Here is a 26,659-nt window from a genome sequence, read left to right on the forward strand (position 1 = left end):
GATGATGACACAGCCGAGTGGGGTGTCACCAATCGCCCCCTACGGTACTAGGCCGGTGGGGCCCAGGGCAAAGCCGTTGTGCCGGCGTCGGGCGGACGGCGGGCCGGGGCCGGACGGGGGCGCAACGTCCCGGGGCGCGAGGCGTTAGTCCGGGCATGACGCAGATCGGATTTCTCCCCGCGCGGCGTTCCGCGGTCGCGCAGATCCTGGCCCTCGGCGCCTCCGCCGTGCTCGCCGGACTCGCTTCCGTCTCGGCCGTGCCCGCCGCCTCCGCCGCGGCGCCGCCGCCCGTCCGGGCCGAGGACCGGGTCGGCGACCACCTCGTCGTCACCGTGCGGCACGCGGGCGCGGCCAGGGACGGGACGTACAGGCTGTCCTGCCACCCGGCCGGGGGCAGTCACCCGGAGGCCCGGCGGGCCTGCGACGTGCTCGACCGGAACACGCGCTGGGGGCGGGAGCCGTTCGCGCCGGTCCCCGACGGCAGCATGTGCACCATGCAGTACGGCGGGCCGGCCACCGCGCACATCACCGGGACGTGGGCCGGGCGCCGCGTCGACGCCACCTACGACCGCGGCGACGGCTGCCGGATCGAGCGCTGGAACCGGCTCGTGCCGCTGCTGCCCGACCTCGGCACCCCGAGGCCGACCGCGGTGTCCCGCGCCGGCGCGTAGGCGGCGACGGGCGCGGCGCCCCGTACCGGCGTGTGGGCCCGGCGGCGGGCAGAGGAGTCCCCGCCGGCCGGGCAGAAACAGGTGCGGCGTCCCGTATCGGCGTGTGGGCGGGGCGGGCGCCAAGTCCCGTACCGGCGCGTGGGTGGGGACGAACACAGGGCCACCACCTGCCGGGCAGGGCACGGGCGCGGGGTTCCCTGCCGGCGCGTCGGCGGGTACATGTGCGCAGGCACGCCCACCGGCACGCGGGCGTCTGCCGCGGGTGCCGTGGGCCGGGAGTCCGTAAAGGTCTCGCGAAGGTCGTGCGAAGCGAAGTCGTCCGGTCACAGGTTCGACGTCAACTCCCCGTGCGACCTCCCTCTCATCCGGCGTCGCGGCAGCAACCTCTGCGCATAGACTCCCTCGCGTGACACGCTGCGGGCCGGTTGGCAAGATGGCCTCCGCGGTCGGCAAGGTGCGGTGACAGGGAGGAAGCGTCTCGTGAGCAGCAGGCCATCCCGAGGCGCTGCTCGCCTCGCTGCCATACTCGACGCGCTGCCCGATGCCCTGGTGCTGGTCAACGCCAACGGCACCGTCGTCAACGCCAACACCATCGCGCTGGAGGCCTTCGAGACGCCGGGGACCGCCCTCGTCGGGCGGGGACTGCTCGATCTGCTGCCGCAGTTCGACTCCAAGCTGATCCCCGGCTCCATGCGGCGGCCCGACCAGATCGACCCGCGCGGGCGGACCAAGCCCACCCGGATGACGGCGCGGCGCACCGACGGCTCGGAGTTCCCGGTCGAGGTCACGAGCGCGAATCTGGAGAACAGCCAGCAGGCCTACGACGGCCACGGCTACAGCGGCGACGAACTGCTGATGCTGGTCGTCCGCGACCTGTCCGGCACCGTCGACACCGAGGCCGAACTGGCCCGTTCGCAGCGGCAGACCGAGATGATCCTGCGGGCCGCCGCCGAGGGTGTCGTGGGCACCGACACCGACGGGCGGATCGTGCTCGTCAACCCCGCCGCCGCCCAGATTCTCGGCTACCGGGCCGGCGAGCTCGGCGGCCGCGAGCTGCACACCCTCGTCCTGCACTCCCGCCCCGACGGTTCCCCCTTCCCGTACGGGGAGTCCCCGCTCGCCGACACCCTGCGCTCCGGACGCAAGCACCGGGTGCGCGGGCAGGTGCTGTGGTCCAAGGCCGGCGACAAGGTTCCCGTCGATCTGACCACCGCGCCGGTGCGGGACGGCGACCAGCTCGTCGGCGCCGTCATGACCTTCACCGACCGGCGCCCCTACGACCAGCTCGCCGACGAGAAGGCCGCCGACGAGCAGCGCCACGAGGAGCAGCTCGAGCAGCTCGCCGAGGAGCACGCCTCCGAGCTCACCGCCCTGCGCCAGCAGCACGTCGCCGAGATCGACGAGCTCACCGAGCGGCACGCGGAGCAACTCGCCGCGAACGAGGAGCGCTACGCCGCCCTCGGCGAGCGGGAGAAGGACCGTTACGAGGCGCTGGCCGGCCGGCACGAGCAACTGCTGACCCTGCTCGGCGGCTCCCTGCGCGGCCCCCTGGACGAGCTGCGCCGCGAGCTGGCCGCTCTCGCCGCCGACGACGCCGGGCAGCTGTGGCCCGAGGCCAACCAGGTGCTGCACCACCTGTCGGCCGGGTACGCCCGGATCACGACGCTGATCGACAACGTCCTCGGCTACCAGCGTCTCGACGCCGGCAGCGAGGAGATCATCCGGACGAACGTGATGCTGGACGCGGTCGTCGCCGCCGGTGTCGACGGCGCCGTCGAGCTGATCGGCCCCGGGCGGGTCCAGTTCGCCGTGCACGCGCCGCCCATCGAGGCCGAGGTCGACCCCCGGCGTCTGGCCACCGCGCTCGCGCACCTCGTCGCGGACGTCGCGGGCGTCGACGCGACCGGGAACTCGCCCGTCTCGGCGGGCGGTTACATGGACAACACCGTGGTGGTGGCGGCGGCGCAGCGCGGTGAGGTCGTACGGATCGAGGTGCGCGGGCCGTACGCCGGGGGAGACCCGGTGCACGAGCCGATCGTGCGCGGAATCGTCCGGGCGCACGGCGGTGTCCTGCAGACCCACGAGGTGCCGGGCATGAGCGGCAGCGCGTACGTCCTGGAGGTGCCGCTCGGCGGCGGCGCGGGTGTCGTCGCGGCCCCGGCTCCGGCGCCGGTCCATGCCCTGGAGCCGGCCCCGGCCGTCGAACAGCCGGCCCCGGCGGAGCCCGGCGTGCCCGAGCAGCCTCCGGGCGGCGGGCGGCGGCGGGCCCGCCGGTCCTCGACGGACGCGTTCCTCGAGAGTGACAGTGACGCGGAGGCCACCGGAGCACCTACGGCTCCGACCGGTAGGCGCAGGCGGCGTGGGGCCGAGTCGTCGCCGGAAACCGGGCAGCTTCCGGTCCAGGCCGCGGACGGCTCCGGCGGTACGGGACGGCGGCGCGGACGGTCCGCCGACGACGCGGCGGGCGTGTCCGAGGGCGCCGTGGTCATGGCGGGCGAGCACGGGGCGGGAACGGCGGCCTCGGGTACGGGACTCGGCGGTACGGTGCCGCCGCAGGGCGTGCCCGCGCCTACCGCGTCCGCCGGGCGGCGCACGCGACGTGGGACCGAACAGCCCGAGGCACTTCCGGCGGCGCTGCCCGCGGCCGGCGACGCGCAGCCAGAGGCCGCACAGGCGGAGGCGGCGCAGACCGGGGCGGCGGGCGGCGAGAACACGGCAGATCCGGCCCAGCAGCCGACCGGGCGCCGTCGGCGCGCCCTGGCCGCGGCGACCGAGCGTGCCACCGCGCAGGAGGCGGCCCCCCGTCCGGTGTTCGCCCTGCCGCCCGCGGAGGCGGACCGGACCGCCGAGGGCCCGGAGGCGGCGCACGGTGCCGTCGCCGTCGTTCCCCTGGGGAGCGACGGGCAGCACGACGCCGTGCCCCACGACCAGGCCGGCGACCACACGCCGCCGCAGCCGCATCCCACGAGCTCGCCCACGGGACGCCGGCGGCGGGCGGTGGCCCAGCCGCAGGACGCCGCGGCGGCCGGCGCAACTCCTGTGCAGGAGGCGCATGGTGTGCAAGGGGCGCCTGGTGCGCCGGCTGTGCCCCTTGCGCCCGGTGTGCCTGCCGGGGCCGGTCCCGTGGCCCTGCCGGGGGCGCCCGCGCAGGCGGCGGCGGGCCCGGGCGTTCCGGTGCAGGCCGCACCGGGTGGCGTCCAGGCGCTCGCGCAGGCCGTTCCGCAGATGACTCCGGGGCAGCCTGCCGTGCCGCCGGGCGCTCACGGGGTACCCGTACAGGCCGCCCCGCCACAGGTGGCCCCCGCTCAGCACGTCGCTCCCCACGGTCTGCCCGGCCAGCCCGTCATGCCGCAGGGCATGCCTGGGCAGCCCGCGGCAGCGCAGGGCGTCCCGGCTCAGCCCGTCGCGCCGCAGGGGGCACCGGGACAACCCGTCGCGCAACAGGTGACTCCCGGTCAGCCCGTCACACCACAGGGCCTGCCCGGCCAGCCCGCTCCGGTGCCTCAGGGTGCGCCGGGTCAACTCGCAGCACCACAGGCTCTCCCTGGTCAGCCCGCAGCACCGCAGGGCGTCCCCGTTCAGCCCGCCGCGCCGCAGGCGGTGCCGGGACAGCCCGTCCCGCAGGGCGCCCCGGGGCAGTCCACCGCCGCCCAAGTGCCCCCCGGCCAACCCGCCGCGCCGCAGGTGAACGCCGGTCAACCCATCGCTCCCCAGGGCCTGCCCGGCCAGCCCGCCGTGCCGTCGGCGGCCCCCGTGCAGCCGGGTGCCGCGCCGCAGGTTCCCGGGCAGCAGCCCGTTCCGGGGCAGGCGTTGCCCGCGCCGCACCTGTCCGGGCAGGCGGCCCTGCCCGCACAGGTGCCGTCGCCGGAGCACGGGGCCGCGGGCATGGTGCCCGCTCCCGGCATCGCCGGTCAGCCGCTCCCCCCGCAGCCTCCCGCGCTCGCGCACATGCAGAACCCCGCGGCCCAGGCCCCGGCGCCGGCCCCGCAGCCCCCCGCCGGACCGCTCCCCGGACAGCCCGTTCCCGCGCAGGGCGTCCCGGCCCCGGGGGCCCCGGCTCAGGCGGTGCCCGCCGCGCAGCCGGTGCCCGGGGCGGCCGGCGGCCCCGTGCCGCCACACGCCATGGGCGCCCCCATGCCCCCGGCCCAGGCCGTTCCCCAGCCGGCCGCCCCCGCTGCCCCTGGCGTCCCGGCCGGCACCGCTCTCCCGCCCGAGCACGCAGCCGTACAGGCCCAGCCGACCGGGCAGCAGCCCGGCCCCGGCGCCGCGGCACCGCGCGCGGCCCAGCCGTTGCCCGCCGAGGCCGCCGTGCCCGTCGATCCCCACTCGACGCAGGGTCGGGCGATCAGCGTGCGCACGCTGGGACAGGGCGTACCGTTCAGTCGTCAGGCGGCCCAGGCGCAGGCGCCGCAGCCGCCGTCGGCCACCCCGCCCCCGCAGGCGAGCGGCGGTTCCGGCCGCCGCCGCAAGCTGGGCACGCGGACCGACCCGGCCGCCGCGGCCCCGCAGACGCAGGCCCAGACGCAGACACCGGCCCAAGCCCAGGCGCAGCGGCCGGAGCAGACGGCCCGCCCGCACCCGTCGGCCGAGCAGCCCCCCGCGCAACCCTCCCTGGGCGGGCCCGCCGTGGTCCCCGGCACCGAGGGCGGCGGACGGTCGTACGCCATCGGGGCCCCGGACGAGAACGCCGCCGAGGGCCCCGAGCCGCTGGACGGCCCCGGCGGCGCGGTGGAGGTCGCGGACACCCCGCGGCCGCAGCCGATGGACGACGAACTGCCCCCGGAGCCGCTGGACAACCCGCGCCGGCTGCTGGTCTGGCCGGCCCCCGACGTCACCACCCAGCAGGCGCTGAGCGACCGCGGCTACCGGCCGGTCATCGTGAACTCCCGCGAGGATGTGGACGCGCAGATCGCGGCGTTCCCCGCCGCCTTGTTCGTCGACCCGCTGACCGGTCCGATCACGCGCACGGCGCTGCAGTCGCTGCGGCAGGCGGCGGTCGCCGCCGAGGTGCCGGTGCTGGTCACGGCCGGACTCGGGCAGGCGACGCGCGAGGCGGCCTACGGCGCCGACCCGGCCGTCCTGCTGAAGGCGCTCGCACCGCGCGACAGCGAGCAGCACCCGCCGCGGGTGCTGCTGATCGAGGAGCACGCGGAGATCGCGCTGGCGCTGACGGCGACGCTGGAGCGGCGCGGGATGCAGGTGGCGCGGGCCGCGAGCGACAACGACGCGGTGACGCTCGCCGGGCAGTTCCGGCCGAACCTGGTCGTGATGGACCTGATGCAGGTGCACCGGCGCCGGGCCGGGATCCTGGACTGGCTGCGCGCGAACGGGCAGCTCAACCGCACCCCGCTCGTCGTCTACACGGCCTCCGTCGACCAGGCCGACCTGCCGCGGCTCGCCTCGGGCGAGACGGTGCTGTTCCTCGCGGAGCGGTCCACCAGCGACGAGGTGCAGAGCCGGCTCGTCGATCTGCTGGCCCGGGTCGGCACCAACTGACCGACCGGCCGGCCCACATCGCGTACGACGCCGGGCGGGGAGCACGCACGCTCCCCGCCCGGCGTCGTACGCGTACGCGCGCGTGTGCCGGCGCGCCCGCGGTCAGAGCCGGGTGACGTCGAGCTCCCCGGCCGCGTACTGCCTGCGCAGCACCTTCTTGTCGAACTTGCCGACGCTGGTCTTCGGCACGGTCTCGATGATCGTCCAGCGTTCCGGGAGCTGCCACTTGGCGATCCCGCCCTCCTCCTGGAGGAACGCGCGCAGTGCCTCGAAGCCCGCGGTGGCGCCCTCCCTGAGGACGACGGTGGCCAGCGGGCGCTCGCCCCACTTGTCGTCCGGGACGGCGACGACGGCGGCCTCGGCGACGTCCGGGTGGGACATCAGGGCGTTCTCCAGATCGACGGAGGAGATCCACTCGCCGCCCGACTTGATGACGTCCTTGGCCCGGTCGGTGAGGGTGAGGAAGCCGTCGGGGCCGATGGTGCCGACGTCGCCGGTCTTCAGCCAGCCGTCCTCGCTGAACTTGTCGGCCGGGCGCAGCGGTTCGGCGCCGGGGCCGTTGTAGTAGGCGCCGGCGATCCACGGTCCGCGGACCTCCAGCTCGCCCGCTGACTCGCCGTCCCACGGGAGGCGTTCGCCGCCGGGCCCGGTCAGGCGGGCCTCGACTCCGGCCGGGAAGCGGCCCTGGGTGAGCCGGTAGCCGAACTCCTCGTCCGTGCCGATCGCGTGGGCCGGCGGGCGGGCCACCGTGCCGAGCGGGGAGGTCTCCGTCATGCCCCAGGCGTGGCAGACCCGCATGCCCAGCCGGTCGAAGGCCTCCATGAGGGAGGGCGGGCAGGCCGAGCCGCCGATGGTGACCTGGGAGAGGGAGGAGACGTCCCGGGGCCGGGCGGTCAGTTCGGCGAGCAGGCCCTGCCAGATGGTGGGCACGGCGGCCGCGTGGGTCGGCTTCTCCTGCTCGATCATCTCGGCGAGGGGGGCCGGCTGGAGGAAACGGTCCGGCATCAGCAGGTTGACGCCGGACAGGAAGGTGGCGTGCGGCAGGCCCCAGGCGTTGACGTGGAACTGCGGGACCACCACGAGCGTGGTGTCCCGGTCGGTCAGGCCCATGGACTCGCTCATGTTGACCTGCATGGAGTGCAGGTAGACCGAACGGTGGCTGTAGACCACGCCCTTGGGGTCGCCCGTGGTGCCGGAGGTGTAGCACATCGCGGCGGCCTGGCGTTCGTCCAGCTCGGGCCAGTCGTAGGTGACCGGCTTGGCCGCGATCAGGTCCTCGTACTCGTGCACCCGGGCGTGGGACCCGTCGAGCGGGGTGCGGTCGCCGGGGCCCGAGACGACCACGTGCTCGACCGTCTTCAGATGCGGCAGCAGCGGGCCGAGGAGCGGGATCAGGGAGCCGTTGACGATGATGACGCGGTCGGCGGCGTGGTTGACGATCCAGGCCAACTGCTCGGCGGGCAGGCGCAGGTTGAGGGTGTGCAGCACGGCGCCCATGCAGGGGATCGCGAAGTAAGCCTCGGTGTGCTCGGCGTTGTTCCACATGAGAGTGGCCACGCGGTCGTCGGCCGCGACCCCGAGGTCCTCGCGCAGGGCGTGCGCCAGCTGGGCCGCGCGCTCGCCGATCCCGGCGAAGGAGCGGCGGTGCGGCTCGCTCTCACCGGTCCAGCTGATCACCTGCGACGCCCCGTGGATCGTCGACCCGTGGGTCAGGATCCTCGAGATCAGCAGCGGTACGTCCTGCATGGTGCTCAGCACGGCGTCCTCCCGGGGCAGCGTCGCCTACGCGGTGGTAACGGATGCGTTGATTCTGCTCACATACCGCGCGGTATGTCACTAGCCCCGGACGATCGATCACACAACGTTCCCCCGCGGTCAGCGCACGCGGCCCAGCTCCGGGTCCTCCCGCAGCTTGCCGAGGGCCCGCGACACCGCCGACTTCACCGTCCCCACGGACACTCCGAGCACCTCGGCCGTCTGTACCTCGGAGAGGTCCTCGTAATACCTGAGGACGACCATCGCCCGCTGCCGGGTGGGCAGCTTCATGATCGCCCGCCACATGGCGTCGCGCAGCGCCTGCTGCTCCGCCGGATCGGCCGCGCCCGGCGCGGGCTCCGGCTCCGGCATCTCGTCACAGGCGAACTCGTCGACCTTCCGCTTGCGCCACTGCGAGGTGCGGGTGTTCAGCAGCGCGCGGCGCACATAGCCGTCGAGCGCCCGGTGGTCCTCGATCCGCTCCCACGCCACGTACGTCTTGGTGAGCGCGGTCTGCAGCAGGTCCTCCGCGTCGCTCGGGTTCGCGGTCAGCGACCGGGCGGCGCGCAGCAGCACCGGCTGCCGGTCCCGCACGTACGACGCGAAGGACGGGTACGCCGCGGCCCGGGTCGCCGGTACGGCGGCTTTCGACACGCTGGTGCAGACGGATGTGGTCATGGCTCCACGCTAGGAGCGGCACCCGCTCCCGCGGATCGCCCGCAGGTCCCGCAGCAGACTCCGCCTCAGGTTGTAGGGGCGGGGCCGGCCGCACCTCCTATAGGTGGAGAAACGGGGCGCGTGTACTGCGGGTTCACCCCTGGGGGACGTCCAGGCCGGCATCCCGGGCGACCCTGCCGCGTGCCCCTGGGAACACGACTGCGCGGCGGTACCGGAGTACCGCCGCGCAGTGGTGTGTTGCGTCCCCACGAGCACACCCACCAGGAGAGGTCAGGGCCGGCTGGTCCCCGAACTGCGCGCCGGCCCGCCCCGGCTCACCACAGCCGGGTGAAGTGGACCACGACGTTCCTGTTGCCCTGCTGGATGGCCGTGAACGCGGAACGGTTGACCTGTGCGGTGTTGCTCTGGTTCGTGGCGCCCGAGCCGACCGCCTGCTGCTGCGTGGTGGACGAGTTGCCGCTGTTGTCGCGGCCGACCCCGCTGCCGACGAGGCCCGCGACGCCCGCGTTCGATCCGTCGCCCGCGATGGCTCCCGTGTCCGCGACGGCGACGCCGGTGAAGAGCGCCGCGGCGAGGGGGATGGCCGCGGCGGCGGCGAGAACACGGGCGGTACGGATGCTTGCCATGTTGCTCCTCCAGTACGAGGTACGCGCCGGCTGCCTTGCCGGGCGTACATGAAGTACGGCTTTCACCTGGGCAGTTGGCCGACCACCCGGGCCTTCTCACGACGTCGCGAGATCAGAGTTGCCCACCGGAACCCGGCGAACCACCCCGGAGCGCCCGATTCGCACGCAAGCGTGAGGACAAGTCGATAAACCCCTTTCGCCACCTTTTCTGTCGCCACGGGTCCCGGCGGGGACGGCGGGGACCGCTGCTCCCCAAGCGCCGCAAGGGGCCGCAAGGGGCCGAGACATCTTCCAGGAAGCCGCCCGAAACCCCGGCAGCACGGCGCGCCGTGCCCGCCCCCTTCCCTTTCTCGAACGTACGTACGAACATAGAAGCATGGCCACCATCGACCGGCAGGCCACGACGCTGGCCCTCGCGCACGCCCTGTCAGCCGCCGAACGCGGGCTGGCCGTCATCCCCCTGGCCCGGACGAAACTCCCGGCCCTGCGCTCCCCGCACCGCGACGCCCCCGACCCGGCGGGCCCGCCCGGTCCGCCCTGCCACGGCGAGTGCGGCCGCCTCGGCCACGGGGTGTACGACGCCTCCAGCGACCCGGCCCGGGTCCGGGAACTGTTCGCCGCCGCGCCCTGGGCCACCGGCCACGGCATCGCCTGCGGACTGCGCCCGCACCATCTGATCGGCGTCGACCTGGACACCAAGACCGGCACGGACGCCTCGGCGGCCCTGCGTGAGCTCGCCCTGCGCCATCTGTTCACCATCCCCGCCACGGTGGTCGTGCTGACCCCCAGCGGGGGCCGCCACCTGTGGCTGAGCGGGCCGCCCGACGTCGTCGTCCCCAACTCGGCCGGACGCCTGGCCCCCGGCATCGACATCCGCGGCGCCGGCGGCTACCTGGTCGGCCCCGGCTCCCGCACCGGCCACGGCGTCTACGCCACCGCCCCCGGCACGGCGCACCTCGCCCCGGCCCCCTGCCCGCGCGCCCTCCTGCGTCTCCTGCTCCCGCCGCCCCGCGCCCTTCGACACCCGGCACCGCCCTCGGCGGGCCGGCACGGCCAGGGCCTGGTGCGGTTCGTCCTGGACGCCCGCGAGGGCCAGCGCAACACCCGCCTGTTCTGGGCCGCCTGCCGCGCCTACGAGAACGGCATCGGCCCCTTTCTCGTCGACGCCCTGGTCGCCGCGGCCCTCCACACCGGCCTGACCGAACGCGAGGCCCGCGCCACCACAGCCTCCGCGGCCCGCCTGACGGGCCACCACCCGTAGGCCCGGCGCGTTGGAACCCCAGGCTTCCGGCCCGGATCGGGTGTTGGCGCGCCCATACGCGTCCTAGAACCCCACCAGTACGGCAGCAATCAAGAAGAAAGCAATCACGGCCCCGAGGATGACGCCCGTCATGGCGAGAACTTTCAAGGTGGGGGCCAGAGCGGTGCGTGCGATTTTCAGGTTGACGACCGCGCCGAGCACGCCAATGAGGCCACCGATCAGTCCACAGATGAGGGCCAACCCCAGGGGAAGGGCCGCGAGTACGCCTTGCCATCGGGGCAGAATCCGGATTTGGGTGAGCCAGTTACCTTTTGAGGCATCTGGAACAAGATCGGGCACTTCACCCACGTGGACTTCCTCGGTGACTCGGGAGCTGAGAGCGCGAAGATTACAGAGCTGCCGAACACGCACGGAAACTGCCCATCAACGATCAAGTGGTATTGGGTGTTCTTCTGAGCAAGGTCACACGAAAGGGGTGCCGCTCCTGAGAGTGGCACCCCTTCTGACCTGCTGCGGTGGGTGTGGGATTTGAACCCACGGTGACTCGCGCCACGACGGTTTTCAAGACCTTTCGGCAGCCAAGTGGCGGCCCGACTCCGTCGCAGGTCAGACGGGCGCCAGGACTCCGGCGACCCCGTCACCGTCTCCCTTGTGCCCCTTGCGTGCCCCTCGCTGGCCGTCGTGCCCGCTGAGCCAGGAGTGAACTGCCCCAGCACTCCCGACGGACGAGTCTCAGCCGGTCACCACAGGAACAATCACCGCAGCAACAGCCGAGAGCAGACCCCCGACAGCCAGGAAGGCGTTGAACTTCTCCTTGGCCGTCGGGAACGCGGAGCGGCTGAAGTCGCCGACCTTGTTGCGCATAACGATCATCTTGAGCTTCTGCCACCGATGCTGACGTTTTCCGCACCCCATCAGGACGCCGTACGCATTGTTGCGACAGTACGTTCGCCCGTCACGGTTGACCGCACCACACCAGACCGGCACTTGAAAGGCGGCATAGGCCGATACAGCGATCGACAGAACCGCGATGACCGGCAACGCCCACTGCTGGCTCCACCCAACGATCAGAGCCGCAGCCACCATGTATCCCCAGTACAGACGCACCACTTTGCCCATGACCACGCACAGTAGCGACCGGCCGTCGACCTCAACAGACGGTAACCAGTCACTTTCTGTAGCGGATTTCCTCATGCCCGAAGCAGACCCGACACGGGACAGCACGAACCCCCTGACCGATCCAGTGGTCAGGGGGCATTCGCATGCGGTGGAAGCTCAGTCAGCGACGCCGGTCTCGTTACCGCCGGTGAGCCAGGCGTCCGCAGCCTCTGCCACCTGGGCGTCACGGCCGGCGACGGGCCGGGCGTAGTGCCGGGTCGTCACGCTCGCGTTCGAGTGGCCGAGCCGGTGAGCGGCGGTCATCACGCCGTACCGGTCGGCGACCCAGGTGCCGTGCGAGGCACGGAGGTCGTGCGGGGTGACGTCCGTCAGTCCGGCCGCCGACACCGCCGGGTCGAAGTACGCCTTGCGCCACTGGTTGTAGCGCAGGGGCTTCCCGTCCGGAGTGGTGAACAACAGGGCGTCCTCCCCGCCGGGCAACCCGTCCAGGTGCCGGCCGAGCCGCTTCGCCAGCGAAGGCCCGACCCGAAGGAGCCGCTTCTGATGCGTCTTGGGGGTGTCGAAGACCAACTCCCCGTTCGCCTCCGCCAAGTTCTCGTCGACCAGGACGAAGCCGCCAGCGACGTCGATATCCGCCCGCCGCAGCGCGAACGCCTCCCCCACCCGCAGCCCCGCGTATGCGAGAAGCGCGATCAGCAGGTCATGGGGAGCCACCGCGTTCCGCACGACCCGTGACGCTTCGAGCGGCGTGAGGATATGCGGCTCGGTCTGCGGCATCCGAGGCAGCTTCACGCCTCGGCACGGCGTCTGCGGGATCATGTCGTTGTCCACGGCCGACCGCATGATCTGCGACAGCACGCGGTACGCCTGCCTGATCCGCGATGCGCTGAGGCCCTTGGTTTTCATCCCGCCGACCCACTCGGCGATAGTGATCGGCCGAAGGCTGGACAGCTCACGATCTCCGAGCGCCGGATTGATCAGCGAGTTGATCAGGGACCGGTACGACGCCTGAGTCTTGTGCTTGAGCTGCGGCGAAACGGCAGCGAGCCAGCGGGCCGCCCAGTCGCGGACGGTCGTCTGCCCCTCGGCCGGATCAAGCCAGCGCCCCTCTTCGATCTCGATGCGCTTCCGCATGAGCCAGCGATCGGCGTCCGTGGTCGTGGCGAACGTCCGGTCCGCAGGGCGCAGCACTCCGTCCGGCCCCGGGTAGCGGACTTGGAACCGGCCGGACGGCAGCTTGCGGACACGGCCGAAGCTCCGGCGGGTCTTGCGCTTGCCCGCCATCAGGCAGCCCTCCTGAGCCCCGTGGGCCGCAGGAGGATCGGCTCCACGGTGTTGGCGCTCACGTACGCCTCCACGGCGGTCTCCGGGATCCGGACGTGCCGGCCGACCTTCACGAAGGTGATGCGGCGTTCCTCGATGAGGCGCCGCGGAAAACGGACCCCCGTGCCGAGGCGTTCGGCGACCTGGTCCACGGTGAGAAGTCGGTCCATGGTCACCACTCCCCCTCGTCTGCGGGCAGTCCGGCCAAGGCGTCGCGTGCCGTCTCTCGGTTGAGCTGGAGATCCCGGGCGATGGAGGCGGCGAGCGCGGATTCACCGGGGGTGTGGCCGTGGCCGGCGTACTGCCAGTCGGCGAGGACGAGGACGGTGTCCGGCTCGCGGTCCTCCAGGCCCAGGACAGCGGCCTCTTGGGTGGCGCGGTAGTCGGCGCGTGTCTGGCGGAGGGCGCCGAGGGTGGTGGAGTACCGGCGGGATTTCGAGGAGAAGTGACCGCGGAAGCCGAGCATGTGGGCCCAGGCCCAGAGGCGCCGGTCCGGATACAGGCGATCCAGGTCGCGGCACGTGGTGATGAGTCGGCGGGTGTGGTCCGGGACCTGATGCCGGTCGAGTTCGGCGAGCTCCCCGATACGGCGGTCCAGGGTGCCGGTGGTCTCGGCTGCCTTGGTGGAGTACTTGGCGACGTACGAGGCGACCGCCTGTTCGGTGATGTCGGAGCCGTCACCGAAGGCCTTCACCGGCCGGACGTCGAGCTGAGTGCCCCAACGAAAGGACCGGGCCGGTTGGTCCTCGGCAGCCGGAACGGAGACAGACGTGTACGAGTGCGCCGCAGCCGCACGGATCGCGTCGGCGAGAAGATCGACCGTTGCCCAGGCGGGCGGCGGCGTACCCGGCCCCTCCGGTCCGTCGAGCCGGATCACTGCATGGAAGTGCAGGGCACCGCGCTTCTGGAATTCGGCGACCTTGCCGTACGAGACGCGGAGGCGGTCGGCGAGTTCACGGCGGGTGAGGCCGGCGCGGGCGGCGAGTTCGCGACGCAGGCGTGTGGTGAAGCGCTGCCAGAGCTGTCCGGCGTGGTTGTTGAACAGGACGGCGCCCGCGTAGTCGTACGTGGTGGGGTCGAGGGCAGTGCCCAGCTCCGGGGCATCGGGGGCGTGCTGGGCACCGCAGCGGCAGGTGCCGTGGTCGGGCCGGTTGTGGACCGGACCGAACGAGGGTGCGGTGAGGGTGGCGAAGACGCGGGGGTGGTCCCGGACGGTGGTGGGGACGTCACGGCGGTCGTCTCCGGCCAGGCCCGCGCGGATGAGGTGGTAGGTGTCGCCCGCGTAGGTCCAGGCGCATGAGGGGCAGCGGGAGGCGCGGCGGTTGCCGCAGGCGACGCGGAGGCGTCCGCCGGGCTCGTTGGCGGTGGTGTAGTGGTGCAGGGTCTCGCCGGTGGTCTTGTCCTTGTGGAGGGTCCAGCCGGTCAGGTGGATGGGGTCGGAGCAGCCGCCGGTGCGGCGGATCTGGTCTTCCCAGCGGGTGTAGTCGGGGGCCGAGGCGACCCGTAGGAGGTCGCCGAGGGTGGTCGGGTCGAGCAGCGGGGCAGGCACGGGCGAGGCGCGATGCGCCATGCTGGGTTCTTCCTTCCGGTTGTGAGATCGGACAGGGACGGCGCCCGGGCGGCGGATGCTTGGCGGTATCGAGGCCGCCCGGGAGCCGGTCAGCGTCGCTTGGCGTCGGCGTGGACGAGGGAGCGGATCACCAGGGCGCAGACGGCGACCGAGACGCCGGTGATGGCGACCGCCAGGAGCATGGAGACCAGGACGGCGCCGACGACCAGGACGACAGCCGTACCGCCGCCGACGAGGGCGAGCGCGGTACCCGGGGTGAGCTGGACCGTGGGCCGGGTCGAGGCCGGGACCGGAGCCGGGGCGATGGGGGCCGGCGGCGTGGTCGGGGTGCCCGGGGTGACCGTGGTCGGCTCCACGACGGTGAGCGGGGTGACCAGGCCAGTGGGCTGGGGCATGGTCGGGAGCTTGGGCCGGAACATCAACTGATCCCCTTCCTGGGACTACTTGACGGCGGTGCCGATGACCGGGGACAGGAGGCTGTCGGCAAGGAGGTAGCCGCCGAGGAGGAGCACGGCGATCAGCCACCAGGGCGGGCGGATGAGCTTGACGCCGAGCCAGCCGACGATGATCAGGGCGAGCCAGAGCGGGACGTCCATGACGGATCCTTCGGTCAGTTGACGCGGCAGCGGTGGGTGCGGGCGGCAAGCTGTGCGGCGGACTGGCTGGAGTAGTCGGCGGACCAGCCGCACCGGTCGTTGGTGCACACGGCGGCGTGCTTGGTCTGGCCGCGGCGGTCGCGGTGGGTGCCGATCTGCACGGGGCCGATTCGCATCACGGAGTGGAAGAAGTCGCGGGCGGGCATGTCAGGCGGTCTCCTCTCGGGTGGTGGTCGGGTCGGGGAAGGAGGCACGGATGCCGGCGGCGGTTGCCGGGTCAGTGGTGCGCTGGGCGGCTTCCTCGGCGAGCAGGTGGGCGAGGTAGGGCCGGTTGGCGGCGGTCATCTCGCGGGCGCCGTCGAGGTAGTCGGCGGTGGTCAGGTCGGCCGGGCCGCGGATCACGGCGTGTCTGCCTTCCGGATCAGGTGAGTTGGGCGGCGATGGCGTCGGCGAGCTGCGGTGGGACGCCGAGGCGGGCGCGGAGGGTGTCGGTGTCGATCCGGGCGCCGGTGCGGGCGTGGTGGTCGTCGGCGACCTTGCGCGCGTGGTCGACCAGCGCGGCCGGGACCGGCACGGTCGCGGGCAGGGCCGGGGTTTCCTCGGTCTCCGGGACGGCGACGGGTTCAGGCACCCGGTCCGGCTCAATGACGGCGGCTGGTTCGGGCTCCATCTCGGGCGCGGGGTCCGGAGTCGGGTCGGAGAGTGCCGGCGGGGCCGGGGAGGAGTCCGCGGGCGAGTGGGCGAGGAGGGTGCCGCCCATGAAGGCCAGGGCGGGCCAGGCGGCGACAAGGATCCGGAGCCAGGCCGGGACGTCGTTCAGGTCGAGGAGTCCGGCGGTGGCGACATTAGCGCCCAGCGAGGCGACCAGGGCGATGAGGAACCAGCACCAGGCCAGCCGGGACGGCCCATCGGCACGCAGCCGACGCCAGGAGGCGACCAGGAGCAGGTCAACGCTGACCGGGTAGGCCCAGGCCTTCCAGCCGGTCTGTCCGGCAGCGGCGGCGAGGTCGTGTAGGTGGGCGAAGGACAGTGCCCCGGCGATGACGGCCTGTACGAGCACGGCGTCTATACGGAGGGCGGGGCGGGCCATCACGGCTCCTTCCTGTGATCAGGCATGACGGGGGTAGGGACCCGGCGCGAAGGACGGTCGCGCCGACCGTGGGAGGGGGTGGGTCAGGCGGTGGCGGGGGCTGTCTTGACCAGCGACACCCGGGCGGCCGAGGGTAGCGGGGCGACCACGGGCCGGAAGGGCGCGAGGGCGGGCACCTCGGGAGTGCGGTCGGCGTACTTGTTGCAGACGTTCACGGCTTGGCGCAGCGAGGTGTGCGGGGCACGAATGCGGTGCCAGCCGCCGGTGGAATCCCCGGCAATCGCGATGCCGCGCGTCTCGGCAGGAATCTGGATGGCGGCGAGGACGGCGTCCGGGGCGATGTCCCCGAAGGCCATGTTCGCGGACGTCTCGTCGTTGACGCGGTGCGCCGTGCGGCCGGTGAGCTGAGCGCGGAGCATGGTGATGCCCTTGCCGAGTTCGGAGCCGAACCGCTGCCCGCAGATCTCCAGGTAGACGCCGGCCGCGCGGCCGAGCTGGGCGAGGCGGACCAGGGCGGTGATGATCCGGTCCCGCCGCTTCTCTTCCTCCTTGCTGGCAAAGAGCGCGAGTTCGGCGACCTCGTCGACCAGGACGACGACCGATACCGGCCGCAGATCTTCGGGCAGGTCCCAGATGTCGGCGGCAATCTCCCCATCCGGCACGGCGACACTGATCCGCTGCTCGGCACGGATGAGCTGATACACGTCCTGCATGTGGGACACCAACGCCTCCAGCAGCTCCAGCGCGGTGTCAGGGTTGTCGGCGAGCGCGGAGAACCGGCGGGCCAGCGGGAACAGTTCGACCCCTTGCTTGCAGTCGATGCCGACCAGCGCGACGTGGTGCGGGGCGAGCCCGGCGACGAGGTTGCGCTGGTAGACGGACTTGCCGGACTCCGTGGCACCGAGGGTCAGACCGTGCGGGACCGCACGGTAGTCGCGGTAGTGAACCGAGCCGTCCTCCCGCAGCGCGACCGGGATACGCATCGGTCGGGTATCGGTCTTGGCCGGCATCTGCACCCGCTTGAGCACGTCGTATCCGGTCATCCGGATCTCGACCACACCGGAGCGCAGCTCACGGGAGGTCACGCCGTACATCCCGAAGGAGTGGCGCAACCGGTCCGAGGCTGCAGCGACGTCGAAGGCGTCCTGTCCCGGGCGGAGTTTGAGCCTGAGGACCAGGCCGGTCCGGGTGGGCCGCAGCCGCAGGATGCGCGGTGCGCGGGATTCCGGCGCCGGGCGGTTGGCCATCCGGGCCAGCACCAGCCGCCAGCGCGAGGGCGGGACCGTCAGCCCGCAGGCCTCCATGACCGAGCCGTACCGGACCAGAACCCGCACGGCAGCAAGGGTGACCCCGAAGGTCAACCAGTACCAGGTGGGACGCCGCCACCGCAGGAGACCCGCAGCGGCGACGACCACCAGTAGTAAGACCATCGGCCACGTCATGGCTCAGGCCGCCTTCGAGCCAGTGCCCGTGGTGGCCAGCGAGGTGACGGCGACGGCGCGGAAGGCGATTCCGTGCCGCTTCTGGCCGTTGAACTCGTTCTCCCACGGCCGGGCGATCAGCCCCGTGAGCGCGGCCGGGGTGCCCATGACCAGGTCACCGGAGATGCCGGGCTCCGGGACGGTGACGGACAGGATCTCCACCTCGTCGTTCGCCGCGAACATCACGTCCACGGTCATCAGCTTCGCGCCGGTCTCGGCGTCGGTGGCGATCTCACCGGTACGGCGGTCACGAACCTTGAGCTGCGGGGCCTTGGCAACCATCACGGTCGCGCCGGAGGTGTCGACGGGGATCTGACGCACAGCGGATCACTCCTCTATAGATGTTGGACTCCGCCACTCATGTACATGAGTGACATGAAGAAGAGTGCACCACTCCTGTACATGAGTCAACCCGCCGCGACATCGAAGTCACGACGGGTTGCAGGAAGTTGAGTGGGCGTCAGTCGTCGGCGGGGATCCGGTACTCGAAAACGAACTGGTCAGCAGCCATAAGCGTGTCGCAGACCTCGACCACGATGCCGGCCGTCGTACGGGCCTCCCGTATGAGGTGAACCACCGGCGCACCCGGGCTGAGCGCCAGCTCGGAGGCTTCCGCCTTGGAGGCCGGTCGAGCTTGCAGCGTCTCGACGAACTCGGCGAACTCATGCCCGTGGTCTTCGAGTCGGGCGTAGATGCCACCGCCGCCGGGGTTCTCGGCGAACAGCTCCGGAATCTCCTTGACGACGTCCCACGGGAGATACGAGGAGGCGGTCTCGACCGGGGTGCCGTTGCGGAAGTAGAGACGCCGCCGGGCGAGCACCTGAGTGCCGGCGGGGACGCCCAGCCGCTGGGCGGCATCCGCGGGGGCCTCCATAGGCCCGATGTAGAGGACGCTCACCTTGGCGGTGGCGCCGGACTGTGCGGACTCCGCGAGGTACGCGGCCTTGCCGCTCTGGCGGAGCGAGCGCCGGAAGCGGTCGGAGGAGCGGTGCCGTACCGGCGGCCGGTCCTTCACGATCGAGCCCTTGCCGTGCCGGGTCTCGACGAGTCCACTCGCCCGCACCTCGACCATGGCCTTACGGATCGTGCCGCCGGACACGCCGTAGCGCTCCACCAGCTCCGATTCACTCGGCACCATGTCACCGGGCTTGAGCACACCCGCCCGAATCTGCTGCACGATCTCATCCGCGATCTGCACGTACCGAGGCCCGGACCTGCCCCCTTCTAGCGCGGTTCCCATAGTCCTTCTCTGCCTCCTATGCTCCTGTACATGAGTCAACCACAGGAAGCAACGTCGACGCCCCTGCACTCCGTATCCGTAGCCGGGGTAGTGGTGCGCGAAGACGGGCGCCTCCTGGCGATCCGCCGAGCCGACAACGGCACTTGGGAACTCCCCGGCGGCGTACTCGAACTCAACGAGACCCCAGAGGCCGGCGTCGCCCGCGAAGTCTGGGAGGAGACGGGCATCCACGTCGAGGTAGACGAACTCACCGGCGTCTACAAGAACACGACACGAGGCGTCGTCGCCCTGGTCTTCCGCTGCAAGCCCTCCGGCGGCACCGAACGCACCTCAAGCGAGTCGACAGCCGTCTCCTGGCTCACGCCCGACGAGGTCAGCGAGCGCATGTCCGAGGTCTACGCGATCCGGCTCTTGGACGCCCTGGACGGCAACGGCCCCCACGTACGGAGCCACGACGGCAAGCAACTCATCCCTGTCGAGTCTCAGTTGATGGTTGACGGGTTGGCGTCGGGTGATGCTTGACGTCTGCCCTAGACGATCTTCCGGCGGTTGTGTTCGCCGGATTTGCGGACCACCACCTCCTTCCTGGTGACACGCGGGACGGTGGTTATCAGCTCGCCGCTGTGAAAGACCCGGATCGTTTCCTCGTCCAGGTGGGCGGTGACGACCTGGTGGGCATAGCCGCGGCCGAGCTGGACGCGCTGTCCGGCGACCATGAAGCCGCCGACGCTGCTGACCGTCCGCTCGGCGATCTGCTCGGCGGGCGGAGGCAGCAGCGGTGACGGCCCGGCCGGACGAGCGCCTTGCAGACGTCCGCAGGCCGAGGGCGGCAGCGGGCTGGGCAGGGTGGCTTGCAGGACACGCTGCTCGTCCAGGACCTGCAGGACTTTCCCGTCGAGCCGAAGAGTGACCCGCTGTCCGGCGAACGGCCAGCCGACCAGGACCTTGTCACCTGCCAGACCGACGTAGCCGACCGCGTTGACGGTCCGGTCAACCTCCACCGCCCCCTTCGTGTCCTTCGCCAGGCCGGGGTCGTCCGCCCAGGGGCCGGCGGGTCGGGCGCCTCCGCCTGCCAGCAGGGCTTTGAGATCCCGGCCAGACAGCTTCGAGGGCAGGGTCTTGTGCCGGCCGCCGCCGATCAGGACGTGCAGCCGGTTCACGTCGATCCGCAAGGTCACCGTGGTGCCGGCCAGGGCCGGCCCGAACCAGATCTGCTGCCCGCGCAGGCTCAGGTTCCCCGACGCGGGAACCACCCGATCCACCTCGATCGCACCGACCTCGCCTTCGGCCATCGGCCAGGCCCGCGGCACGGGCTCTGGCTCAGGCGCCGCGGATGCCGGAGCCGGGACCGGGTCGAGACGGGCGGGCAGCACCACCGGCAACGCGTCCTGCTCGGACCGAGGCCTGGGAACGAAGCGGCTGGCCGGGACGGCCATGTCCAGGGCCTGGTGCGGCCGCATCCGGTTGTAGTCCTCCAGCCAGGCATCCACCACCGCCTGCGCCGTCGCCACGTCGGAGAACGGATCGTGGTCGTCGAGGAGTTCACGCCGCAGGGTCTGGTGGAAGCGTTCGATCTTCCCCGTGGTCGTCGGGGACTGCGGCTTCGTCAGCCGGTGAGCGATGCCGTTCTCCCGGCAGATCCGGTCGAACATCGTCTCTCCGGGCTTGCCGGGACTGAAGCGGGCGGTGAACTGCTTGCCGTTGTCCGTCAGCACCTCGCCGGGCACTCCGAACCGCACCAGTGCCTCGCCGAAGGCCAGACACACCGCCCGGGCCGTGGCCCGCTGCACCACCTTCGCGATCACCATGAACCGGGAGTGGTCGTCGATCCCGGTGACCATCTTGCACTCGCTGCCATCTGCCAGCAGGATCCCGCCGACGATGTCCATCTGCCACAGTTCCATCGCCGTCGACCGCTCCCACCTGCGGTAATCCGACCGGCGCCGCTTGCGCACTCCCGGCTCGACCAGAGCATTGCGGACCAGGACCCGGTAGACCGTCGCCCTGGACGGCACCGGCGTGATGCCCCTGCGTTCCAGCTCGTGCACCAGCCTGCGCGGACCCCAGCCAGGATGCCGGCGCCGCAACTCACACACCACCGCCTCCACTTCCCCGGCGATCCGGTGCGGACACGAGGCCGGCCGGTGCGACCGGTCCGCCAATCCCGGCAGGCCCGACTGCTCGTACTTGCGCACCCAGGAGTGCACCGACTGCCTCGACACCCCATACCGGGCGGCGACTTGGGTGACCGGAACCCCCGCGGCGACCTCCATCACCGCGTGATACCGCTGCTCGACCACGCTCAACTCCACCAGCACGGCCCCGGCCCTCCCTGCACGCGGATCAGATGCGCACAGCCAAGCCGAGGCAAGCGGTGTCAAGCATCAGGTGAAGCCACAACGTCAAGCATCAACCGAGACAAGACACATCAACCGAGACAAGACAGCATAAGACTTTCCCTACTTCATCAAGGCCCGCGCACGGCGCGGGCGCGCGCCGCCGGGCGCGGCCTGCCTCCTGTCTTCGCCCCGGCTGGCCGCGCCCGGCGGCGCGCTACGTGCAGCGGGCAGAGCGGCGGAAACCCTCTGTGGCTGAGGCCGGTCGGCTCCACGGCTTTAGCCACCTCCCCGGTCCGGGTCCCGCGTCGAGCAAGACCAGGGGGCCACTCGTGCACATTGCGGGCAGGTCCAAAGCCTGCCCGAGTTGCCAACCAGCGTACGGCCCCCTGATCATGCTCGACCCCAGACCGGGCAGGCCACCGGCCAAACCCGCTCCGCCGACCTCACGTACTCCAGCTCGTCAGATTCTGGCAACCCGCTGACACCAGCACCCCCCGTAAGTACCCTATATGGGGTCCACGTGGAGGGGGCACACAATGAGTTACAGCGCGGCCGAGCTGCATTCTCTCTACTCTGACCCGGAGGAACGAAAAAACCTTGTTCGGCTTTACGGGATCAGCAACCTAATGGGAAGCTCGATTCTGCCGTACAGGTACCGAGTTCCCTCCTCCCTTCACGATCCTATCGCACTAACCTCTCGCGGGGATGATTTTTGCAAGAGGCTAATTCGGGTGCGCAATTTTAAATGGCCCGAGGTGCGCCTCGCCTGTTTTCTAGAGTTCTACCATGAAGAGCTATTTGTAGATCATCTAAAAACGGACACTCCCGCGCTAATCGCGGCACTCAACAGCGAAATCTCTGAGGGAAAGATCGTCCACCCCTACATTTGGGGCAGGGGTCTGTATGACAAAGCATACGACCTCTTCCCTCACGAACCCTCTCAGGTATCCGCGGCAGAGACCGCACGACTCCTCGAGGGAACACCCAGGGGAGTCTTCCAAGAAATGGACCTTGTCACGGGTCCACTGGGGATCCTTCGAAGCGAAGAATTCAGACTGCTTCCGGCTTCGGTTAATGTGCCGCTATTCCACTGCTCCAAAGTTAGCTGCATAAAAGTGCATCGGACCTACCTCCGCACCACTGAAAGTCAGATCCACAAAGTGCGAGCTAAGGCATCTGAAATCCTCGATAAAGAGTACGGCAAGGTGTCACAGTTTGCGCTCTTCCTAAATGAAGTCACCCACCCGCTAGTTGGATATTACGACGACATGAGGACGGCCAACGATATTGCTTTCCTTGATGAGTGCTTCACGCGCGAAGAGCTCGACGCAATCGCAATGCGCGGATTCAAGGGCCGACAGTCGTACTTGCGCAGTAACTTGACAGCGAATCAGATCATCGTACGGGACCCCAAAGATTTCCTCGAACCCCTAAGTAAGGCGGGGGTCATTCAGTCTCTACTTCTAATGAAAAGCGAACATCTATACGCCTGCATCGATTCTGCAATACATGAGGGGGATATTAAAATCCCGCCTGCTGAAGTCCGCGTGCCTCGGATCATGCCCATCAAGTCAGGGTTTTACAGTACAACATCCGAGTGCTCCAGGTTCGGAGCCCGCGTTATTCCGAACGACGCATCGCTGGCAGTTCTCAGGCTGAAGCGACTCGTACTCAGTATCTACGACCTTAATGACTCTCGCGCTCACGAGAATCTGAGCTGGCGGTTGCGACGCGTTGAGGGAAGTTCGCTAGAGGACAAACTCGACAGCTACCTAACCGATGAACAGCCTAGCAATGTGATTCGTGACCTAGTCCTGGTTGGTCCGAGCTCCTTCGCAACCGCCGCCCGCATGTGCGGCATTTCTGGCCAGATCGAAGCGAGCGCCATGGATGACGAAGAACTCAGCAACACTATCCTTTGGAAGCTAGGGTTTGAGCCAGTAGGATCCGACGGCAACGCTGGCATTCTTCGCCAGCGTCGCGAAATGTTTTCTCAAGTCGTAGCCAATTTCGCAGGCTACAGCGAATCAGATCGCTCACGAATTCGGAGTTATTCGCCGAATCTGTTCGTTGCCTTGGAGCACACTCTTGATGCGGCTCTCTCTTACTGCGTATGGGCATTGACGCACGATCATTGGGCTGCTCATCCACGCTTTGTGTACCTCACTAAGGATGGCCGAGCCCAAATGGCCCATATCCTCAGTCGAGCGCCCGCTCAGGGGGGTGATGCAATTATCTACTCACCTCAGGGACTGAACACGCTCTTTCCTCTCATCTCTGGTTTCTCACGTCTTCGCGACTACCTGTCCGCACAGATGGACGAACGGGAGATTTACTTGCGTGACGCGAATGAAATGCCGAGCTATGCGCAGAAGGCTGAACTAACTCCCTTCGCATTCCCCTATAAGCTACCTTTTTTGAATCTCGACGAGGAATCGCAGGAGAAACTGCTAGTAAACCTCGGCGAGGCTACAAAGATTCTTGAATTGGGGCAAGTGGCTGGCGTGAGAAACCGGCTCGAGCACCAGCGAGAGGACTTCCCCGACGCAGAGGAGATGAATCGATGCGTTAGGGCGATCGAGGATTTCCTCGAACTCATCGAGCAATCTGGCATCTACCCCATGGTTTTCAGTTGTGCCGGATACTCGGCCGATTCGGCTCGACGAGGGTCGTTTTCATACACCGATTATCGCGGACGTGAATATGTGATGCGAACTCCAGCAGGCCTAGCTGGCGCCGGCATGCCGCCACTGCGCAGTAAGCAAATCATTTTTACCGGCGCAGTGATATCTGGCTCGACGGCACCTCTCAGGTTCAAAATCGGCTCTCAATCTCCCTACACTGAAGCGTGGGAAGATTGGCCCAAGCTGCGAGCTGTTTCTGAGCTTGACGTGAATGTCAGAGACCTAGGTGGTCCGGACTCTAATATCGCCGTATAGCTTCGCTCCCGATATCAGCTCGTCGCGTTGCCGTCTGCGGACGGTTCAGCAAGGCCGTACGGCACCCGGCGGCCGACGGCAACGCCCGCGGACGGCGACGGCCCCGGGCAGCTCGTCACGGCGGTGACGGGGAGCCGCAGGGTCGGGCCTGTGCACTTGATCAACAACCGCGAGACCGCAACTGCCCGAGGCCCCACGTGCTAGGTGTGCCTGATCGTGCGGGGAATCACGGGAAACACCAGGCAACAAGTCAGAGGCACGGCGCAAGTCGGCACCCACCGCAGGCCAAGCTCATGCCGGCCCCTGGATCACCTCAGCTTCCCAAGCTGAAAGCTCCGAAGCTGTTGGCACGGGCCTGCACTGCGGCTTGCTCTGGTCAGCGAGCACAACGGTACAAACCCCATGCCCATCGGGGCGTTGCGCACTAGTCTCCGACTATGGCGAGCACGACATGCGGATGGTGCGGACGGCTGGCTCACATGAGACCGGTCGGCGATGCCGAAGTGGTCCCCGATCAGAACAGCCGCCTCAACGTGGGATTCGAAGCCTATCGATGTGCCAACTGCCGCCGGCTGGTCCTCGCCCACGGGTGGACCGACTTCAAGCCTACGAATGATTGGGACGACGCACCTTCTGATCTCTGGGACCATCCTCAGGCCCAGCAGCCACGATGGCTTCCCCCGGCGAAGTCCAACAGGACGTTCCCAGATGTCCCTGCAGCGATCGAGTCGCTCGCGGTTGAGGCGCACGACTGTCTGACCATCATGGCTGACCGAGCTGCCGTGGCACTAGCCCGTGCAGTGGTCGAGGCGTCCGCGAAGGAAAAGGGTGTTACCAGAGGGAGCCTGATCGCGAAGATCGATGAGCTCCACCAACTAGGTCTGTTGCGCGGGCACATCAAGGAAGCAGCACACGAGGTGCGCTTCGGCGGCAATGAGGTAGCCCATGGCGATCTCTCCCGCGTTGATCACGAGGCGGCCGAAGAAATCTTGACCCTCATGGATGAGGTGCTGAACGACCTGTTTCAGTCCCCAGCTCGCGTGGCCCGTGCCCGTCAGCGGCGCCTAGAACGGTCCCAAGCAGGCCCTGAGTCGGTGAGCGCCACCGCGTCAGAAGGACAGCCCAGCACCTGAGCTCCTGACGCAGCACTCGCGGCAAGGCTCCACGGACCATCGCAGCCGCTCAGTGGTGCATCTCGCCGCGAAGAGGTCGCGTGCCACAACCGTGCCAGATTCAGGGGTCAGCCACGGCCAACACCGGTGCCTCATGGGCGAGTACTCGCCCCCTTCCTGGCCCGGTGAAGCCGCAGCTCAGGAGGGAGATAACCCAGCCTCTCTCCTAAAGTGGTTGTCCAGCCCGCTCACCGAGTCCACACCCGCTGGAACTCCTCGGCCGGGATGGTCTCCAGCAAGTCCTCTTCAGGGTCGATCGCTTGGTCTGTCAGGAAGCCGTGCTCGTCCTCCAGGTGCTCCCAGCTGTACCGGTAGAGTTGGCTGGCTGAAGTCAGCTCGGCTTGCTTGACGGCGATCAACTCGCCGCGGTCGGGTATGGCCTCGAAGTACCACAAGCCGCCCTCCTCGTCAGTGCCGCGGAAGTGGTGCCGCAGGGTGGCGTTCTCATCGAGTGCTCGGAAGTACGCCACGGTCTCTGCTTTGATGCGCTCCAGGTCAACCACGGGATCATCGTGCCAGCGAGCGCGCGGGTTGCTGCGTTCTGACATCCACGAGTGACATCAACGAAGCCGGACGCCAGCACTCCTAGGCGGTCCGACACGGCCAGTGTGACCGGGTGGTTCCCCGGCAGTGCCGAGGAGCGATCGAACTCCTAAAGCGGGTGTCGCAGGTTCGAATCCTGCCGGGGGCACCAGTCAAAGGCCACCTACCGATCTTGGTAGGTGGCCTTTTGACATCTTTGACACCAACGGGGGCGGTCACTGACGCCCAGGGCGCCTCCGCAGCAGCCATGGCCTCGCGCTGGGTGTCCTGCACGACGTGCGTGGAGACATCCATGGTGATGCTGATCTGGGAGTGGCCGAGGATCTCCATCACGACGCGGGGTGCGACCCCGGCCGCCGTGAGGAGGGTGGCGGTGCCGTGGCGGGCGTCGTGCAGGCGGATGACGCGGAGGCCGGCGGACTGGGCGACGCGGGTGAAGGAGCGGTAGACGTTGCGCGGCTCGACCGGGCGGGCCGGTGCGTTCGGCACTTCGGCGCACCACCACGGCCAACCACGCGTTCGCCGACCCGCACGACCTGATCACCGCCGTCCGGCGGGGGTGGACCCCTCGGCCGTCTTGCTCAGGTTGGCTCAGGCGTTGGGGCGCTTGCCGTGATTGGCCTTCTTCTTCTTACGGCCGCGTCGCTTGTTACCTCGTTTAGCCACGGTGCACATCTCCCTAGTTCAGGACTTTCTATGCCTTGGTCAGTCTAGATTCGGCCCGGAATGTCCGCATCAGCGGTGCCGCGGGCGCGGCGCA

The 26,659-nt window shown here is 69.8% G+C and carries 25 protein-coding genes and 1 pseudogene; 6 read left to right on the forward strand and 20 right to left on the reverse strand.

All coding sequences use genetic code 11. From position 1 onward, the window contains the following. Positions 1-155 precede the first annotated feature (155 nt). Both ACF09J_RS03650 and ACF09J_RS03655 read left to right on the forward strand, forming a co-directional pair. Positions 156-671 carry an SSI family serine proteinase inhibitor gene (locus ACF09J_RS03650; RefSeq protein WP_392303730.1) on the forward strand — a complete coding sequence of 172 codons (516 nt, stop codon included), beginning with the start codon at positions 156-158 and terminating at the stop codon, positions 669-671. Positions 672-1,151: 480 nt separating this feature from the next. After that, positions 1,152-6,167 carry a PAS domain-containing protein gene (locus tag ACF09J_RS03655; RefSeq protein WP_392303731.1) on the forward strand — a complete coding sequence of 1,672 codons (5,016 nt, stop codon included), beginning with the start codon at positions 1,152-1,154 and terminating at the stop codon, positions 6,165-6,167. A 102-nt stretch (positions 6,168-6,269) separates the two neighbouring features. Here ACF09J_RS03655 and ACF09J_RS03660 read toward each other — a convergent pair whose 3' ends face one another. From ACF09J_RS03660 to ACF09J_RS03670, 3 genes are all read right to left on the reverse strand, one after another. Further along, positions 6,270-7,925 (reverse strand): long-chain fatty acid--CoA ligase, encoded by a 1,656-nt coding sequence (locus ACF09J_RS03660; RefSeq protein ID WP_392303732.1) that lies wholly within the window; start codon positions 7,923-7,925, stop codon positions 6,270-6,272. A gap of 117 nt (positions 7,926-8,042) precedes the next feature. After that, positions 8,043-8,600: a SigE family RNA polymerase sigma factor gene (locus ACF09J_RS03665; RefSeq protein WP_392303733.1), complete on the reverse strand. Its 558-nt coding sequence runs from the start codon at positions 8,598-8,600 to the stop codon at positions 8,043-8,045. A gap of 314 nt (positions 8,601-8,914) precedes the next feature. Then, complete coding sequence (locus ACF09J_RS03670; RefSeq protein WP_392303734.1) at positions 8,915-9,226, reverse strand: hypothetical protein; 312 nt, start codon at positions 9,224-9,226, stop codon at positions 8,915-8,917. Between the two features lie 376 nt (positions 9,227-9,602). Here ACF09J_RS03670 and ACF09J_RS03675 point away from each other — a divergent pair, with 376 nt between their 5' ends. Next, complete coding sequence (locus ACF09J_RS03675) at positions 9,603-10,487, forward strand: bifunctional DNA primase/polymerase (protein ID WP_392303735.1); 885 nt, start codon at positions 9,603-9,605, stop codon at positions 10,485-10,487. 63 nt (positions 10,488-10,550) lie between these two features. Here the strand turns inward: ACF09J_RS03675 and ACF09J_RS03680 are convergent, their stop codons facing one another. The 13 genes from ACF09J_RS03680 to ACF09J_RS03740 form a co-directional block, all read right to left on the reverse strand. Next, entirely contained in the window at positions 10,551-10,835 is a 285-nt protein-coding gene (locus ACF09J_RS03680; RefSeq protein ID WP_392303736.1) for a hypothetical protein, read from the reverse strand. 384 nt (positions 10,836-11,219) lie between these two features. Further along, positions 11,220-11,606: a hypothetical protein gene (locus ACF09J_RS03685; RefSeq protein ID WP_376495171.1), complete on the reverse strand. Its 387-nt coding sequence runs from the start codon at positions 11,604-11,606 to the stop codon at positions 11,220-11,222. 156 nt (positions 11,607-11,762) lie between these two features. After that, entirely contained in the window at positions 11,763-12,890 is a 1,128-nt protein-coding gene (locus ACF09J_RS03690) for a tyrosine-type recombinase/integrase (protein ID WP_392303737.1), read from the reverse strand. Next, on the reverse strand, positions 12,890-13,099 hold the full coding sequence (locus ACF09J_RS03695; protein WP_011029367.1) for a helix-turn-helix domain-containing protein: 210 nt from the start codon (positions 13,097-13,099) through the stop codon (positions 12,890-12,892). The genes ACF09J_RS03690 and ACF09J_RS03695 overlap by 1 nt, the downstream gene beginning before the upstream one ends. 2 nt (positions 13,100-13,101) lie before the next feature. Then, the gene (repSA, locus tag ACF09J_RS03700; protein ID WP_392304163.1) at positions 13,102-14,478 is read right to left on the reverse strand and encodes a replication initiator protein RepSA; all 1,377 of its coding nucleotides are present in this window, start codon (positions 14,476-14,478) and stop codon (positions 13,102-13,104) included. A gap of 110 nt (positions 14,479-14,588) precedes the next feature. Further along, complete coding sequence (locus ACF09J_RS03705) at positions 14,589-14,918, reverse strand: SpdD-like protein (RefSeq protein WP_392303738.1); 330 nt, start codon at positions 14,916-14,918, stop codon at positions 14,589-14,591. A gap of 21 nt (positions 14,919-14,939) precedes the next feature. After that, positions 14,940-15,095 carry a hypothetical protein gene (locus ACF09J_RS03710; protein WP_392303739.1) on the reverse strand — a complete coding sequence of 52 codons (156 nt, stop codon included), beginning with the start codon at positions 15,093-15,095 and terminating at the stop codon, positions 14,940-14,942. A gap of 14 nt (positions 15,096-15,109) precedes the next feature. Beyond that, complete coding sequence (locus ACF09J_RS03715; RefSeq protein ID WP_376495179.1) at positions 15,110-15,301, reverse strand: mobile element transfer protein; 192 nt, start codon at positions 15,299-15,301, stop codon at positions 15,110-15,112. 1 nt (position 15,302) lies between these two features. Continuing rightward, entirely contained in the window at positions 15,303-15,497 is a 195-nt protein-coding gene (locus ACF09J_RS03720; RefSeq protein ID WP_392303740.1) for a hypothetical protein, read from the reverse strand. A 19-nt stretch (positions 15,498-15,516) separates the two neighbouring features. Then, a complete protein-coding gene (locus ACF09J_RS03725; RefSeq protein ID WP_392303741.1) occupies positions 15,517-16,185 on the reverse strand; it encodes a DUF2637 domain-containing protein in 669 nt (222 codons plus the stop codon). Between the two features lie 83 nt (positions 16,186-16,268). Next, positions 16,269-17,627: an FtsK/SpoIIIE domain-containing protein gene (locus ACF09J_RS03730; protein ID WP_392303742.1), complete on the reverse strand. Its 1,359-nt coding sequence runs from the start codon at positions 17,625-17,627 to the stop codon at positions 16,269-16,271. 3 nt (positions 17,628-17,630) lie between these two features. After that, positions 17,631-17,987, reverse strand: coding sequence for a hypothetical protein (locus ACF09J_RS03735; RefSeq protein ID WP_392303743.1), 357 nt, complete (start codon positions 17,985-17,987; stop codon positions 17,631-17,633). Positions 17,988-18,126: 139 nt separating this feature from the next. Continuing rightward, the gene (locus ACF09J_RS03740; RefSeq protein WP_392303744.1) at positions 18,127-18,906 is read right to left on the reverse strand and encodes a GntR family transcriptional regulator; all 780 of its coding nucleotides are present in this window, start codon (positions 18,904-18,906) and stop codon (positions 18,127-18,129) included. Between the two features lie 18 nt (positions 18,907-18,924). Between ACF09J_RS03740 and ACF09J_RS03745 the strand changes: the two genes are divergently transcribed. Continuing rightward, complete coding sequence (locus ACF09J_RS03745; RefSeq protein WP_392303745.1) at positions 18,925-19,428, forward strand: NUDIX hydrolase; 504 nt, start codon at positions 18,925-18,927, stop codon at positions 19,426-19,428. Positions 19,429-19,436: 8 nt separating this feature from the next. Here the strand turns inward: ACF09J_RS03745 and ACF09J_RS03750 are convergent, their stop codons facing one another. Beyond that, positions 19,437-21,212, reverse strand: a complete 1,776-nt coding sequence (locus ACF09J_RS03750; RefSeq protein WP_392304164.1) for an IS481 family transposase — start codon at positions 21,210-21,212, stop codon at positions 19,437-19,439. A 1,037-nt stretch (positions 21,213-22,249) separates the two neighbouring features. On the opposite strand from ACF09J_RS03750, the gene ACF09J_RS03755 reads away from it, so the two are divergent. Both ACF09J_RS03755 and ACF09J_RS03760 read left to right on the forward strand, forming a co-directional pair. Next, a complete protein-coding gene (locus tag ACF09J_RS03755) occupies positions 22,250-24,184 on the forward strand; it encodes a hypothetical protein (RefSeq protein ID WP_392303746.1) in 1,935 nt (644 codons plus the stop codon). 437 nt (positions 24,185-24,621) lie between these two features. Then, positions 24,622-25,317, forward strand: coding sequence for a DUF4145 domain-containing protein (locus ACF09J_RS03760; RefSeq protein ID WP_392303747.1), 696 nt, complete (start codon positions 24,622-24,624; stop codon positions 25,315-25,317). A gap of 227 nt (positions 25,318-25,544) precedes the next feature. Here the strand turns inward: ACF09J_RS03760 and ACF09J_RS03765 are convergent, their stop codons facing one another. From ACF09J_RS03765 to ACF09J_RS03775, 3 genes and pseudogenes are all read right to left on the reverse strand, one after another. Next, the gene (locus tag ACF09J_RS03765) at positions 25,545-25,859 is read right to left on the reverse strand and encodes a hypothetical protein (RefSeq protein WP_392303748.1); all 315 of its coding nucleotides are present in this window, start codon (positions 25,857-25,859) and stop codon (positions 25,545-25,547) included. Positions 25,860-26,142: 283 nt separating this feature from the next. Beyond that, a pseudogene (locus tag ACF09J_RS03770) lies at positions 26,143-26,370 on the reverse strand (tyrosine-type recombinase/integrase); the annotation flags it as partial. 120 nt (positions 26,371-26,490) lie between these two features. Beyond that, the gene (locus ACF09J_RS03775) at positions 26,491-26,574 is read right to left on the reverse strand and encodes a 50S ribosomal protein bL37 (protein ID WP_372496954.1); all 84 of its coding nucleotides are present in this window, start codon (positions 26,572-26,574) and stop codon (positions 26,491-26,493) included. Between the last annotated feature and the right edge of the window lie 85 nt (positions 26,575-26,659).

The organism is Streptomyces sp. NPDC014889 (genome assembly GCF_043081205.1).
Classification (GTDB): domain Bacteria; phylum Actinomycetota; class Actinomycetes; order Streptomycetales; family Streptomycetaceae; genus Streptomyces.